The sequence below is a fragment of the Paenibacillus sp. S33 genome (assembly GCF_053615415.1).
Genome location: NZ_JBSIEZ010000001.1, coordinates 215,491 through 230,962 on the forward strand (window position 1 = coordinate 215,491; position 15,472 = coordinate 230,962).

At 45.2% G+C, this 15,472-nt stretch carries 13 protein-coding genes, 1 tRNA gene and 1 other RNA gene; 13 read left to right on the forward strand and 2 right to left on the reverse strand.

Annotated features, from left to right (window positions below; genetic code table 11):
* Window positions 1-172: 172 nt before the first annotated feature.
* Window positions 173-1,276, forward strand: a complete 1,104-nt coding sequence (locus ACWGXJ_RS00965) for a PdaC/SigV domain-containing protein (RefSeq protein WP_452565956.1) — start codon at window positions 173-175, stop codon at window positions 1,274-1,276.
* Window positions 1,277-1,402: 126 nt separating this feature from the next.
* Here ACWGXJ_RS00965 and clpP read toward each other — a convergent pair whose 3' ends face one another.
* Both clpP and ACWGXJ_RS00975 read right to left on the reverse strand, forming a co-directional pair.
* Entirely contained in the window at window positions 1,403-1,999 is a 597-nt protein-coding gene (clpP, locus tag ACWGXJ_RS00970; RefSeq protein ID WP_013368815.1) for an ATP-dependent Clp endopeptidase proteolytic subunit ClpP, read from the reverse strand.
* 210 nt (window positions 2,000-2,209) lie between these two features.
* Window positions 2,210-2,284 (reverse strand) — tRNA-Arg (locus ACWGXJ_RS00975).
* Between the two features lie 269 nt (window positions 2,285-2,553).
* Between ACWGXJ_RS00975 and ACWGXJ_RS00980 the strand changes: the two genes are divergently transcribed.
* From ACWGXJ_RS00980 to ACWGXJ_RS01035, 12 genes are all read left to right on the forward strand, one after another.
* Complete coding sequence (locus tag ACWGXJ_RS00980) at window positions 2,554-3,591, forward strand: sugar-binding transcriptional regulator (protein WP_013308261.1); 1,038 nt, start codon at window positions 2,554-2,556, stop codon at window positions 3,589-3,591.
* A 93-nt stretch (window positions 3,592-3,684) separates the two neighbouring features.
* Window positions 3,685-4,695 carry a type I glyceraldehyde-3-phosphate dehydrogenase gene (gene gap / locus ACWGXJ_RS00985; RefSeq protein ID WP_165179540.1) on the forward strand — a complete coding sequence of 337 codons (1,011 nt, stop codon included), beginning with the start codon at window positions 3,685-3,687 and terminating at the stop codon, window positions 4,693-4,695.
* Between the two features lie 120 nt (window positions 4,696-4,815).
* Window positions 4,816-5,997, forward strand: coding sequence for a phosphoglycerate kinase (locus ACWGXJ_RS00990; RefSeq protein WP_452565957.1), 1,182 nt, complete (start codon window positions 4,816-4,818; stop codon window positions 5,995-5,997).
* A 59-nt stretch (window positions 5,998-6,056) separates the two neighbouring features.
* On the forward strand, window positions 6,057-6,809 hold the full coding sequence (tpiA, locus tag ACWGXJ_RS00995) for a triose-phosphate isomerase (RefSeq protein WP_013308264.1): 753 nt from the start codon (window positions 6,057-6,059) through the stop codon (window positions 6,807-6,809).
* Window position 6,810: 1 nt separating this feature from the next.
* Complete coding sequence (gene gpmI, locus ACWGXJ_RS01000; RefSeq protein ID WP_013308265.1) at window positions 6,811-8,355, forward strand: 2,3-bisphosphoglycerate-independent phosphoglycerate mutase; 1,545 nt, start codon at window positions 6,811-6,813, stop codon at window positions 8,353-8,355.
* A gap of 63 nt (window positions 8,356-8,418) precedes the next feature.
* Window positions 8,419-9,705 (forward strand): phosphopyruvate hydratase, encoded by a 1,287-nt coding sequence (eno, locus tag ACWGXJ_RS01005; protein WP_013308266.1) that lies wholly within the window; start codon window positions 8,419-8,421, stop codon window positions 9,703-9,705.
* A gap of 341 nt (window positions 9,706-10,046) precedes the next feature.
* The gene (secG, locus tag ACWGXJ_RS01010) at window positions 10,047-10,280 is read left to right on the forward strand and encodes a preprotein translocase subunit SecG (protein ID WP_013308268.1); all 234 of its coding nucleotides are present in this window, start codon (window positions 10,047-10,049) and stop codon (window positions 10,278-10,280) included.
* Between the two features lie 195 nt (window positions 10,281-10,475).
* Window positions 10,476-13,091, forward strand: a complete 2,616-nt coding sequence (gene rnr, locus ACWGXJ_RS01015; protein WP_452565958.1) for a ribonuclease R — start codon at window positions 10,476-10,478, stop codon at window positions 13,089-13,091.
* Window positions 13,092-13,371: 280 nt separating this feature from the next.
* A complete protein-coding gene (smpB, locus tag ACWGXJ_RS01020; RefSeq protein WP_013308270.1) occupies window positions 13,372-13,851 on the forward strand; it encodes an SsrA-binding protein SmpB in 480 nt (159 codons plus the stop codon).
* Between the two features lie 250 nt (window positions 13,852-14,101).
* Window positions 14,102-14,466: a transfer-messenger RNA gene (gene ssrA, locus ACWGXJ_RS01025) on the forward strand.
* 278 nt (window positions 14,467-14,744) lie between these two features.
* Entirely contained in the window at window positions 14,745-14,972 is a 228-nt protein-coding gene (locus ACWGXJ_RS01030) for a DUF896 domain-containing protein (RefSeq protein WP_061830218.1), read from the forward strand.
* Between the two features lie 67 nt (window positions 14,973-15,039).
* Window positions 15,040-15,438, forward strand: coding sequence for a DoxX family protein (locus ACWGXJ_RS01035; RefSeq protein WP_069290807.1), 399 nt, complete (start codon window positions 15,040-15,042; stop codon window positions 15,436-15,438).
* The last annotated feature ends 34 nt before the right edge of the window (window positions 15,439-15,472 follow it).

A 15,472-nucleotide genomic window follows, 5' to 3' on the forward strand; every position in this document is an offset into this window, starting at 1 on the left:
TATACCGAAACCTTTTTGTAATGAGTCTGTCATAGCTAAGGGTTATTAGGTGTACATATTGAAATCGGAGAGTGTACAGATTGTAAACTACATACAATAGGGTATAGATATAATAATAAAAGTAGTTATCACACATAGACAATACAGATCATTAACAGGAGGAATACTTAATATGAGTAAGCATGCGAAAAAATGGGGTTCAGCACTGCTGGCAGCAGGGATTTTAGCAGGAGTCGCAGCTGTTCCCGTTTCCTATATCCAGGCAGCATCGACCAAACAAGCGACAACACAGCAACCAGGAATCACCATCCAATGGAATGGTAAAACGTTGCCCGCTAAAGGTGTTCAAGTGAACGGGAGTACAATGATTCCGGTGGCCGCACTGCGTGACAGCCTGGGGATTCCAGTAAGCTATGATGCGAAAACAACGACATATACCGTAGGTAGCGGGTACAATAAACTTTACATTATGGCTTCTTCCTCGGATGCCTACGTCAACGTCAATGGAATCAATACACGTAGCATGGATGCCAAACAGATCGCTGGGAAGCTATACATTCCTATGAGTCTGCTGAAAGACTATCTAGGCATAGATGCTCAATGGAATGCTGCTCAGAAAACAGTAACGCTGAGTAAAAGCCAGCTAAATCCGATCACCATTGCGTCTCAAACACTTCCAGCATCGAGTAATGCGAAGGTGTCCTACAAAATTAAGTACCCGCAAATCAACGGCAGCCAACTGAATCCTGAGTCTCAACAGGCCATTAACAATGTGCTTAAAAAGCATGCAGAGGGTATATTGGCAGCAGGTAAAAAGATGATGGCTGAGGGAGAGGCTACAACAGAAAGACCGTATGAGTTCGGAAATGATTTTGCAATTTCCTATAACAATGATGGTATTCTGAGTGTGATTATGCAGGATTACTCGTATACGGGTGGCGCACATGGCATGACGGTACGTAAAGGATATACGTTCTCGCTCGCTGATGGTAAACTGCTGCAATTGTCTGACGTATTGAAGGCAAATCCGAACTACAAAAAGTTCCTCAATGCTGATTTGAAGAAAAAAATCGATGCGCTTCAGGCTGGAGAAGGATTCGAGAAATTTAAAGAGCTGGCGGCAGATCAGAATTTTTATGTAACAAACAGTGGAGTAACAATCGTGTTTGATTTGTATGATTATGCGCCATACGCGTATGGAATTCCAGAGTTCACCTACTCGTTCGGTCAACTGCTGCCACAAGGCGGAAAGCCTTTTGCGGGACAGCGTGAATAGTAGGAGTAAATAATTCCAATTGTCTGTAACCTAAAAAAACAATAAAGCAAAAAAAGCTGCCTACCGGATAAGAACATCCGGGGCAGCTTTTTCATTTACCAGCTATCGAGAGGCGAATTTCTTCTCTTATACACCTTCTGGAGAGGAGCTAGTTAGCACTTTATCAATAATACCGTATTCCTTGGCATCATCAGCCGACATGAAGTAGTCACGGTCTGTGTCTTTTTCAATGCGCTCCAGTGGTTGGCCTGTGCGATCTGCGAGAATGCGGTTCAATTTGTCACGCATTTTCAGAATGCGGCGTGCACGGATTTCAATATCCGTTGCCTGGCCTTGTGCACCACCGAGTGGTTGGTGAATCATAATTTCACTGTTTGGCAAAGCGAAACGTTTACCTTTGGCGCCTGCATTCAGCAAGAACGCGCCCATGGAAGCCGCCATACCTACGCAAATCGTAGATACGTCAGGTTTAATGTATTGCATCGTATCGAAAATGGCCATACCAGCTGTAATGGAACCGCCAGGACTGTTAATATACAAGTGAATATCTTTTTCAGGATCTTCGGCAGCCAAAAACAGCATTTGCGCAATAATAGAGTTGGCTACAACGTCATTGACGTCCGAGCCTAACAAAATAATGCGATCCTTCAACAGTCTGGAATAAATGTCATAGGCGCGTTCGCCGCGGTTACTTTGTTCTACTACCATAGGAACATAGCTCACGTCAAAAAACCTCCCTTAAATATCGTTAGTGGATTTGGTGGACATGCCGATTACACGTCCCTTATTTATAAACTGTTACCGTATTAACCACATGATAAACAATTTCAAACAAAAAGTCAAAGAAAGTCAAACTAATGATTAAAAAAAAGAGCCCTCAGCGCTCTTATTGGTTAAAACATTATGTAGAAGCATTTATGCGTTCATTTAAAATGGCGCGCCCGCGAGGAATCGAACCTCGATCTCAGGCTCCGGAGGCCTACGTCATATCCGTTGGACCACGGGCGCATAGTTCAATCAATGCAAACAACTAACTAATTAAACAGCTAATTGGAAACAAAGATGATTATATGATATACAGCAGTGAATTGCAAGCTTTTATTAAATGCGCATATTCAGGCAAATGGTTGAGAAATATAGGTTCAGATAGACTTGCATGTGGAGCAAATATTGGTTAAGATATACGTGGGACTTAAAAAGTTATCCCGGGACATTTTAAGACCAGTTAGAGATAGAGCATTAGAGACAGAACTTAGAAGTGTGCGGGAGTGGAAAGCATGCGAAAGATATTAGAAATACAGAAGCAGCTTCTGCCCGACCTCATGGATGTTTTGAAAAAAAGGTACACGATCCTGCATCAGATTATGCTGTCCGATGTTGTTGGACGCAGAACACTGGCAGCTTCACTGAACATGACTGAGCGCGTGTTGCGCGCCGAAACCGATCTTCTTAAAGCTCAAGGGCTAATTGAGATTGAGAGTGTAGGCATGAAGGTGAGCAAAGCAGGACTGGATCTGCTGGAACAGCTGGAGCCGATTGCGAACAACTTGTTCGGCCTGTCCCAATTGGAGGACCAGATTCGTCAAGCCTATGGTTTGAGGAAGGTGGTTGTCGTTCCAGGGGATTCGGATGCTTCTCCGTTAACAAAGCAGGAGCTGGGGCGCGCTGGAGCAAAAGCGTTGCTGAGTGTTATGGACGACGAGGATGTGGTCGCTGTAACAGGTGGCACGACGATTGCCGACGTGGCGGAACAACTGGCACTACCTTCTAATGGCCCACTTAAGGGTGGGTGGTTTGTACCGGCACGCGGGGGTTTGGGAGAAAGCATGGAAATGCAGGCCAACACAATTGCTTCCACAATGGCTCGCAAGGTAGGCGCTCAATACCGTCTGCTCCATGTACCGGATTTGCTCAGCAATCATGCTTACAACTCCTTGCTTGAAGATACGAACATTCAGGATATATTGAACCTGATTCGCGAGAGTCGTATCATCATTCACGGGATAGGCAACGCCATAGCGATGGCACATAGACGTAAACTTGATCCCGAAACCTTTGCCCAGATCAGCAGTGAGGGGGCCGTTGCCGAATCGTTTGGTTACTACTTTAACGAAGATGGCGTCGTTGTTCACAGAATGCTGACGCTTGGACTTCGATTAGAGGACATCAGGCGTACCGATACGGTTCTAGGCGTAGCTGGAGGCAAGAGCAAGGCGGCCGCTATTCATGCGGTACTGCGTTTCGGACAAGAAGACATTCTAGTCACCGACGAAGGCGCTGCTGCCGAGATTGTAAGTCATTACTTAAATGGTTAAGATGGATTTATGAATGGTGTTGTCTTGACGGGCTTTCGGGTCTGTCTTGAATATATAAAACTAAACTAAACGAACTTTGGGAGGAACTCACTCATGACAGTTAAAGTTGGTATTAACGGTTTCGGACGTATTGGACGCCTTGCTTTCCGCCGGATTCAAAACGTGGAAGGTATTGAAGTAGTAGCAATCAATGACTTGACAGATTCCAAAATGTTGGCACATTTGTTGAAATATGATACAACACAAGGTACTTTCCAAGGAGAAGTAGAAGTACATGACGGCTTCTTCAAAGTAAACGGTAAAGAAGTTAAAGTTTTGGCTAACCGCAACCCTGAAGAACTGCCTTGGGGAGACCTGGGTGTAGATATCGTTCTGGAATGCACTGGTTTCTTCACAACTAAAGAAGCTGCTGAGAAACATTTGAAAGGCGGCGCTAAAAAAGTTGTTATTTCCGCTCCAGCTACTGGCGACATGAAAACTGTCGTTTATAACGTAAACCATGAAATTCTGGACGGTACTGAAACTGTAATCTCCGGTGCTTCTTGCACAACAAACTGCTTGGCTCCTATGGCTAAAACACTGCAAGACAAATTCGGTATCATCGAAGGTTTGATGACTACAATTCACGCTTACACTGGCGACCAAAACACTTTGGATGCTCCACATGCTAAAGGTGACTTCCGTCGTGCTCGCGCAGCAGCTGAAAACATCATTCCTAACACAACTGGTGCTGCAAAAGCCATCGGTCTGGTAATTCCTGAACTGAAAGGTAAACTGGATGGCGCGGCTCAACGTGTTCCAGTAGCAACTGGTTCCCTGACTGAGTTGGTAACAGTTCTGGAGAAAAACGTAACTGCTGAAGAAATCAACGCAGCAATGAAAGAAGCTTCTGATGCTGATACTTTTGGATACACTGAAGATCAAATCGTTTCTTCCGACATCAAAGGTATCACTTACGGTTCTTTGTTTGATGCAACTCAAACTAAAGTTCTGACTGTTGGCGACAAACAACTGGTGAAAACTGTAGCTTGGTATGACAACGAAATGTCCTACACTGCACAATTGATCCGCACGTTGGAATACTTCGCAAAACTGGCTAAATAAGAACAGTCTTATTGAGCAATAACATAGAGCGGAAACAGGTTATTGTTTCCGCTCTTTATATATCAAATGTGCCTTAAATTCCTGTTTCGTAAAATTATAAGGGTGCGGAGGAATATGGAGATGAATAAAAAGAGCGTACGTGATATAGAACTGAATGGAAAACGGGTGTTTGTTCGTGTAGATTTTAACGTTCCGGTTGAGGACGGTAAAATTACGGATGACAAGCGTATTCGTGAAACCTTGCCAACTATTAACTATCTGATTGAAAAAGGTGCAAAAGTTATTTTGGCGAGTCACTTTGGACGTCCAAAAGGTCAGGTTGTTGAATCCATGCGTCTGACTCCTGTTGGCGTACGTTTGTCTGAGCTGCTGAAAAAGCCAGTAGTTAAAGTGGACGAATCGGTAGGCGAAGCTGTTAAAGCGAAAGTGGCTGAACTGCAAAACGGCGACGTGCTGTTGCTTGAAAATGTACGTTTTTATGCAGGAGAAGAAAAGAATGATCCTGAATTGGCGAAGCAATTTGCTGAACTGGCCGACGTTTTCGTGAATGATGCATTTGGTGCAGCACACCGTGCTCATGCTTCCACTGAAGGTATCGCTCATATTCTTCCGGCTGTTTCTGGCTTGCTGATGGAAAGAGAATTGTCTGTCATTGGTAAAGCTCTGTCGAATCCAGACCGTCCTTTTACAGCCATTATCGGCGGTTCCAAAGTAAAAGACAAAATCGACGTGATCGACAACCTGCTGAACATTGCGGATAACGTAATCATTGGTGGCGGTTTGACTTATACATTCTTCAAAGCTCAAGGTCATGAAGTGGGTCAATCTTTGCTGGATGAATCCAAACTGGACGTAGCTCTTGGATTTATTGAAAAAGCGAAGAAGCTCGGCAAAAACTTCTATCTTCCGGTTGATATTGTTGTATCTGACGATTTCAGCGCTACGGCGAACACGGACATTGTGGATATCGACGGCATTCCTGCAGATTGGGAAGGCGTGGACATTGGACCGAAAACACGTAAAATCTATGCAGATGTGATCAAAAACTCCAAACTGGTTGTATGGAACGGACCAATGGGCGTATTTGAAATCGAGCCTTTCGCTGGTGGTACTCGTGAAGTAGCGGAAGCTTGCGCAACAACTGAAGCATACACCATCATTGGTGGCGGTGATTCTGCGGCTGCGGCTGAAAAATTCCACTTGGCTGATAAAATGGATCATATCTCCACTGGCGGTGGCGCATCACTGGAATTTATGGAAGGCAAAGCACTTCCGGGTGTTGTTGCACTGAACGATAATTAATCAAACGCACTATGCGTGAATAAAGCTTTAGGGCACCTAATAGTTAGGAGTTGAAACCATTGAGAACACCGATTATCGCGGGTAACTGGAAGATGTTTAAAACAGTACCAGAAGCTAAAACTTTCATCGAAGAGATCAAAGGCAAAGCAGAGGTTGCAGGAGTGGAAAGCGTGATTTGCGCACCATTTACGAATCTTCCTGCCCTGGTTGAAGCAGTAAAAGGTACGTCTATTAAAATTGGCGCACAAAACCTGCACTTTGCAGAAGATGGTGCCTTTACAGGTGAAATTAGCGGTGGAATGCTGAAAGATCTGGGCGTAGATTACGTTGTGATCGGACACTCCGAGCGTCGTGAATATTTTAATGAAACAGACGAAACGGTGAACAAAAAGGTTCATGCGGCATTCCGTCATGGCCTGACTCCAATCGTGTGTGTAGGCGAAAAGCTGGAAGACCGTGAAGCTGGACAAACCAAAGAGGTTGTAAAAGTGCAAACTGTAGCAGCTTTTGCTGGTTTGGCTAAGGATCAGGCTGCACAAGTAGTTGTTGCTTATGAGCCGATCTGGGCCATCGGAACAGGCAAATCCTCCACTTCGCAGGATGCGAATGAAGTGATTTCCTATATCCGCAGTCTGATTAAAGAGCTGTATGATGAAAATACAGCAAATGCTGTACGTATTCAGTATGGTGGCAGTGTAAAACCTGAAAATGTTACTGAGTACCTGGGTCAAAGCGATATCGACGGCGCGCTCGTGGGCGGTGCCAGTCTTCAACCGGCGTCGTACATCGCGCTTGTTGAGGGGGCGAAGTAAGATGACAGCACCAAAACCGGTAGCTTTAATTATTATGGACGGGTTCGGATTGCGTGACACCGTAGAAGGTAATGCGGTTGCGCAGGCCAACAAACCGAATTACGACCGGTATTTACAACAGTATCCTCATACAACGCTGACGGCTTCTGGCGAAGCAGTGGGTCTGCCTGAAGGACAAATGGGTAACTCCGAAGTAGGTCACTTGAACATCGGCGCAGGCCGAATTGTATATCAAGACTTGACTCGTATTTCGAAGTCCATCCGTGAAGGTGAATTCTACGACAATGAAACACTGGTTAAAGCAGTGCAACATGCCAAGAAGAACAACACGAAACTTCACCTGTACGGACTTCTGTCCGACGGCGGCGTGCATAGCCATATCAGCCATCTGTTCGCTATGCTGGACTTGGCGAAAAAAGAAGGTTTAACAGAAGTGTACATTCATGCTTTCATGGATGGACGCGATGTTATGCCTGACAGCGGCGTAGGCTTCATGCAGCAGCTGATCGCTAAAATTCAAGAAGTGGGCGTAGGCAAAATTGCGACTGTACAAGGACGCTATTATGCTATGGACCGCGACAAACGTTGGGAACGTGTAGAGAAATCCTACCGTGCAATCGTGTACGGAGAAGGTCCTCAATACACAGACCCAATGGAAGCATTGAAAGAATCGTATGAAAAATCAGTGTTCGACGAATTTGTGGAGCCAACGGTTATTGTGAAGGCTGACGGCAGTCCTGTAGGGCTGGTCGAAAGCAATGACTCTGTTATCTTCCTCAATTTCCGTCCTGACCGTGCGATTCAACTGTCTCAGGTATTTACAAACGCGGACTTCCGTGGTTTTGACCGTGGCCCGAAATGGCCTAAAGATTTGCACTTTGTTTGCCTGACGTTGTTCAGCGAAACGGTTGAAGGCTTTGTAGCTTACGAACCGAAAAACCTGGATAACACGTTTGGTGAAGTGTTGGTTCAAAACAACAAAAAGCAATTGCGTATTGCTGAGACTGAAAAATATCCGCACGTTACTTTCTTTTTCAGTGGCGGACGCGATGTGGAGCTTCCTGGCGAAACTCGTATTTTGATCAACTCGCCTAAAGTGGCTACATATGACTTGCAGCCGGAAATGAGTGCGTATGAAGTAGCGGATGCTGCTGTTAAGGAAATCGAAGCCGACAAGCATGATGCGATTATCCTGAACTTTGCCAATCCGGATATGGTTGGACACTCCGGTATGCTGGAGCCAACGATTAAGGCGGTAGAGACGACGGATGAATGTGTTGGACGTGTTGTAGATGCGGTTAAAGCCAAAGGCGGCGTGGTTATTATCATTGCTGACCATGGTAACGCGGATATGGAAATTGATGAGCAGGGACGTCCGTTCACAGCTCACACAACTAATCCGGTTCCGTTCATTTTGACTGACGAAAATATCGTTTTGCGTGAGCATGGAATACTTGCTGACGTAGCTCCAACGCTTCTGGATTTGATGCAACTTCCGCAACCTGCGGAAATGACAGGAAAATCTATGATTGCATCCCGCAAGTAAGCTTGATTTAATAAGTATAGGCTTGACCAACAAATCATGATTCACAAAGGAGATTAAGTACAAATGACTATTATTTCTGACGTGTACGCTCGCGAAGTCCTCGACTCCCGTGGTAACCCTACGGTTGAAGTTGAAGTTTATCTGGAATCCGGTGCTATCGGTAGTGCTATCGTTCCTTCCGGTGCCTCCACAGGCGCTCACGAAGCTGTAGAGCTTCGTGATAACGACAAATCCCGTTACCTGGGTAAAGGCGTTCTGCAAGCTGTTAAAAACGTGAACGAAATTATTGCTCCTGAAGTAATCGGCTTGGATGCTGTGAACCAAGTAGAAATCGACACGCTGATGATCAAATTGGATGGTACACATAACAAAGGTAAATTGGGTGCAAACGCAATTCTGGCAGTATCCATGGCTGTAGCTCGCGCTGCTGCTGAAGCTCTGGGCTTGCCACTGTACACTTACCTGGGCGGATTCAATGCTAAACAATTGCCAGTACCAATGATGAACATCGTTAACGGTGGCGCTCATGCCGACAATAACGTTGACGTACAAGAGTTCATGGTTCTGCCTGTAGGCGCTCCTACATTTAAAGAAGCTCTGCGTGTAGGCGCAGAAATCTTCCACAACCTGAAATCCGTACTGAACTCCAAAGGTTTGAACACAGCTGTTGGTGATGAAGGTGGTTTTGCTCCTAACTTCAAATCTAACGAAGAAGCTCTGTCCACTATTATCGAAGCGATCGAAAAAGCTGGTTACAAACCAGGTGTTGACGTATTCCTCGGTATGGACGTTGCCTCCACTGAGTTCTTCAAAGATGGAAAATACACTTTGGAAGGCGAAGGCAAATCCTTCACTTCTGCTGAGTTCGTTGACCTGCTTGCTTCTTGGGTTGATAAATACCCAATCATCACTATTGAAGATGGTTGCTCCGAAGATGACTGGGAAGGTTGGAAATTGCTCACTGAAAAATTGGGCAACAAAATCCAATTGGTTGGTGACGACCTGTTCGTAACAAACACAGAGCGTCTGGCTAAAGGTATCGATGAAAACATCGGTAACTCTATTCTGATCAAAGTAAACCAAATCGGTACGCTGACTGAAACATTCGATGCTATCGAATTGGCTAAACGTGCAGGATACACAGCTGTTATCTCTCACCGTTCCGGTGAATCCGAAGACAGCACAATCGCTGATATCGCTGTTGCAACAAATGCAGGCCAAATTAAAACAGGTGCTCCTTCCCGTACTGACCGTATTGCGAAGTACAACCAATTGCTCCGCATTGAGGATCAACTGGGTGAACTGGCTCAATACCACGGCCTGAAATCTTTCTACAACCTTAAAAAATAATATTGCGCAAAAATGCTGATGGCGTCTCTTGACTCATGGTTTATGATCATGAAGTCTGAACGCTCAAAGCTTTTTCGCATGAATAAAACAGGCCTACTCGCCACCGCGAGCAGGTCTGTTTTTTGTTATTATGGATGTGTATGAGAATTTATAACTTTGCAAAGGCTTAATGGCTGAGTGACTTGCTATAGCTGTTGTTATCTACTGGAAGCTGTGGTAGAATAAAAATAGTGTTTTGCGTTAGTTTCCGGCTATTTATAACATGATATGTACATGTTTTCATAAAAGAGGCTGTGTTGTTTTGCAAAACAGATGTATAAGCTCAGGAGGTGGGATTTTTCATGGAAATCTTTTTGAAAGTGCTGCTCGTTGTGTTCTCGATTGCTGTTATTGCGGTTGTTTTACTGCAAAAGGGGAAAAGCGCAGGTTTGTCCGGTGCCATCTCTGGCGGTGCTGAGCATCTGTTCGGCAAGACAAAAGCTCGCGGTATGGATTTGATTTTACAACGCGCAACTGCTGTTTTGGGTGCGGGTTTCATGATCGTTTCTGTTTTAGTTGCATTTTTTGCAAAATAAGATAAATATGTACCTTAAGCCTTCGTTTCGCGGGAAACGGGGGCTTTTTTTAGATTTTGGACAGGCAGGGATGCCGTCGATTAAATTCGTGTATACTAGGGTATGAGTATATTAAGAGCCTTGTATCAGGAACAAGGAACAAGGACATGCGGATTTATTACTGAAAATTAAAGGTCACCCGAGGTGGACAATATTATGATAACAGAGCAACAACTACTCGATTTTATGCGCGAGACCGCATACAAACCCATGACTTACCAGGAGCTGGAGCAGCACTTTGATATTAAGGATGCGGAAGATTTCCGTGAATTTCTTAAGCTTTTGAATGCTTTGGAGGAAGAGGGGAAAATTCTGCTGACCCGCACAAACCGTTATGGTGTGCCGGAACGAATGGATTTGCAGCGTGGGCGTTTGCAGGCTCATGCCAAGGGATTTGCTTTTCTGATTCCAGAGGACCGGGAGCACCCGGATGTATATATTCATGCCAATGATTTAAAGAGTGCGATGAATGGAGATACGGTACTGGTAAGAGTGTCCTCGAAGGGACCTGCGGGCGGTCGACTAGAAGGTGAAGTTGTACGGATCGTGAAGCGCGCAGTGCTTCAAGTAGTAGGCGTGTTTCAGAGCCACGAAGCATACGGTTTCGTTTTGCCGGATGATAAGCGTATTAACCGAGATATTTTCATTCCAAAAACAAGCTTCAATGGAGCTGTAAACGGTCAAAAGGTCGTTGTGCGTATTGTGAGCTATCCAGAAGGACGAGCAGCAGCGGAAGGCGAAGTGTTGGAGGTTTTGGGTCATAAGGATGATCCGGGCGTCGACATTTTGTCAGTTATTCGTAAGCATCAGCTTCCGGAAGCTTTTCCAGATGAAGTGACAGAGGAAGCGGAGAATGCTCCCGACGCGATTACGGAAGAAGAGATTGTACGTCAGGGACGGCGCGATCTGCGTGATAAGATCATTGTTACCATTGATGGTGAGGATGCCAAAGACCTGGATGATGCTGTCAATGTAGAGAGCTTGCCGAACGGAAACTACCGTCTGGGCGTTCATATTGCCGACGTAGGGTATTATGTGCGTGAGAACTCCAAGCTGGATCAGGAGGCATATAACCGCGGTTGTAGCGTGTATTTGGTTGACCGTGTCATTCCTATGCTTCCACATCGACTTTCGAACGGAATATGTTCTTTGAATCCACAGGTGGATCGACTGACTTTATCCTGTGAGATGGAATTCAATGAGCATATGAAGGTTGTAAAGCATGATATTTTCACCAGTGTGATTAAAACGAAGGAACGGATGACGTACACTAACGTTCGCAAAATCCTCGAAGAGGAAGATGCTGAACTGATGGAACGGTACAAGGATCTCATTGATGTATTCAGCACGATGAAGGAATTGGCATTGAAGCTACGTGCTAATCGAATGCGCCGAGGCGCGGTTGATTTTGACTTTGATGAAGCCAAAGTGATTGTGGATAATGAAGGCAAAGCTGTCGATATTGTAAAGAGAGATCGTACGATAGCTGAACAAATTATTGAAGAGTTTATGCTGGCGGCCAATGAAACGGTAGCCGAACATTTCCATTGGCTCAAAGTACCTTTCTTGTACCGGATTCATGAGGACCCAGATCCAGAGAAGCTGCAAAACTTTATGGCTTTCGCAGCTAATTTTGGGCATCAGATCAAAGGTAGAGGAAATTCCATTCATCCGCGTGCGCTGCAAACGTTGCTAGAAGACATCCAGGGTACGAAAGAGCAAACCGTGCTTAGCACGATGATGCTGCGTTCGATGAAGCAGGCAAAGTATGATGCGGAGTCGACAGGACATTTTGGATTGGCAGCGGAGTATTACTCTCATTTTACATCGCCGATCCGTCGTTACCCTGACTTGGTGATTCACCGTGTCATTCGTGAGGTATTGGAGAATGGCGGTGCTTTAACAGCCGAGCGTCAGGAATATTTGACTGCACGTATGCCTGATATTGCGCAGCAATCTTCCGAGCGTGAGCGTGTGGCTGTGGATGCAGAGCGTGATACAGAGCAGATGAAAAAGGCTGAATACATGCTGGACAAGGTCGGCGAGGAATTCGAGGGGATCATCAGCAGTGTAACCAGCTTCGGAATGTTCATTGAGCTGGACAATACAGTGGAGGGCCTGACGCGTCTGAGTGCGCTTACGGACGACTATTATCACTTTGACGAGCAGCATATGGCGTTGATTGGCGAACGCACCTCCAAGGTGTTCCGCATTGGGGATGAGGTTAAAGTTCGCGTCGCGCGTGTGAATATGGAAGATTACACAATTGACTTTGAACTTGTCGATATGAAGCAACGGCAACGCCGTGAACGGACGGGCGGTACAGGACAGGGTGGAGACTTTGCGCGTGGCGAGAGCCGTGGTAAAGGCAAAGGCCGAGAAGGGCGTGACCGCAAGGGCGGCAAGGACAAGACTGGCAAAGAGCGTAAAGGCGGTCATGATGTTACCGGGAAGCCAAAAGAAGCTGGCGCTGGTAACGGAGGGATTAGCACCGCAGGTCGTTCAGGGCGCGGCGGCGGAAACGGAGCTGGAGCCGGCTCAGCTAGCAACTTCGGCTTTGGCAGTGGCAAGGGCGGGTATAACTCGCCAACATCCGGGGCAAGCAAGCGACGGAAGAAGACGTCTGCCAGCGGTATTTTCATCGGCGGAGCAGCTACACCAGGGAGTGATGCCAGACCAAACGGTGAAGGCGCAGCACGTCGCAAGCGGAAGAATAAGGGCGGAAGTGGCGGCAATAGCACCGCGGGCTTTGTGCGGAAAAAGAAGAAGTAGGTAGCTAGAGCTTACTTACTTTGAAGGCTGGAGCTTTCATTGCAGTGAATGAAGCTGATTTGAAGCATAGGTTATACGGGCGGTTTCTGTCTGCTGTATTGGATGGAAGCCGCTTGGTTTTAAGTGTGATATAAGTGCAGTTAGAAATGTAGAAGACTTGACCTTTCTTGCTTTTACCATCTGAAATTTGTTACAATATATTTCTAGGTGGCTCTTTGTAGCCGGATTTTGATACCTGGATTTCAAGAGTGAATTACGTTATTCATAAGGAGTGGTATTCATGGGTAAGAAGGCAGACGGGAAAGTGCTCGCCCAGAACAAAAAAGCTTCCCATGACTATTTTATTGAGGACACTTACGAGGCGGGCATGGTGCTAACGGGAACAGAAATTAAGTCTCTACGGAATGGTCGCTCCAATATAAGTGATGCATTTGCTACGATCCGTAATGGCGAAATTCATATTCACAATATGCATATCAGTCCTTTTGAGCAAGGCAATCGTAATAATCCTACCGATCCGACCCGTACGCGTAAGTTGCTGTTGCATAAAGAACAGATTCGCAAGCTTATCGGATTGTCCAAACAGGAAGGCTACACGATTGTTCCGTTAAAGATTTATGTTCGCAATGGTTATGCTAAGCTTTTACTCGGACTGGGTAGAGGTAAGAAGCAGTATGATAAACGTGATGCTGCCGCTAAACGCGATGCACAGCGTGATATCCAACGTGCTTTGCGCGAGAAGCAGAAAATTGCAAGATAAGTTGCTGTATTATTGGGTATGGTACAAATTACGTGGAGATGTTACTTGTTCCTGTAATGGTGCTATTTTATAAGGCTTAAATAGCTTCATTTCGTTTCGTAATGACCTGTAATATGGTATACTAACGAAGTAGTCAGTTTTAAAGCTTTTAACTTTGTTCGAGTGTTGAATCTTAGAATTCAGCTTTTGATATTATGCATGCTTATGCTCCGGTATTTCCGGATTTATCCGTGGAGCCCTTTTATAATAAGGGGGCGTTTATGGATTCGACGGGGATAGTTCGAGCATGGGTAGCGGGTAGTGGGGACGCGTCCGCTTCATCAACGCTAAAGCCTATTAAACGGCAAACAACAAAACAACTACGCTTTCGCAGCCTAAGAAACTGTGTGCGTGCTTCTACCCAGCATCGTCCATGTGACTGGGATAGGGGCTAACAAATAGTGGAATACGCTGTCTCATCTCCGCCTGCGGTGAGCTGAAGAAGATAATCAGGCTGACCCGAAGGGAATCCGGTGACAGGGAGTTTCTAGGGTGACATCAAAACTGTCACTACACCCGTAGAAGCTTATGTGTCGTTATCTTCGGACAGGGGTTCGACTCCCCTCGCCTCCATTTGAGTAAGACAAGAAAGTCATCAGCCAGTGATTCTGGTTGGTGGCTTTTTATTATGGCTTTATTAATTGAGTTGAAGAGGTTTTACACAACTTGTAGCTTAAAGATATTTCTAAGTGTTCCGGCTGTTTTTTCTTTCACCTTTAAAAGCAACTCAAGCGTTCATCTTCTTTTCTTTTCGAAAAAGTATTGACACGGATAGAAAAGTATTATATCTTTAAATCAAGATAAATAAATTAAAGATAAAACAACCAGAAAATTTTGAATAGGGAGGTATATACATGATCACCATTTTAGAAAGAATTAATCAGCTCGCAAAAAAAGCAAAGGAAGTCGGATTAACTGAAATTGAAAAAACGGAACAAACGGATCTTCGCAAAGAATACCTTCAAATCTTTCGGGGCTCTGTACAAAGCATTCTCTTGAATGCTACGATCTATGATCCGAATGGAGACGATGTTACGCCTGAAAAGCTTAGAAAAGAACAGGCCCGAATCGCTAAACAATGAATTTAATTTTATCTAATATCTCTAATTTAATAATCTCTAAATAAATATAATGTGGAGGGTGATTTTTATGTTGGCAAGTGGATTGTTACTGATACGTTTGGTGGTTGGATTGTTATTGGTGGGGCACGGAGCACAGAAACTTTTTGGCTGGTTTGGTGGCTATGGTCCAAAAGGTACTGGCGGTTGGATGGAATCGATCGGGATTAAGCCTGGAGTATTCATGGCAGTGTCTGCAGGGTTGATGGAATTGTTGGGAGGAGCTCTATTTGCTTTAGGATTGCTCACTCCACTGGCTGCATTATTGATTGCGGTGACTATGCTCGGAGCAATTTTCAAAGTACATGGCCCAAACGGGATCTGGGCAACAGCTAATGGCTATGAATATCCGCTAGTTCTTATTGCAGTTGTAATTGGTATTGCGTTGACAGGAGCAGGTTCATATTCCATCGATGCATTACTTAGATAAAACATGATATTTAGGTCATTAAAAGTCATCAACA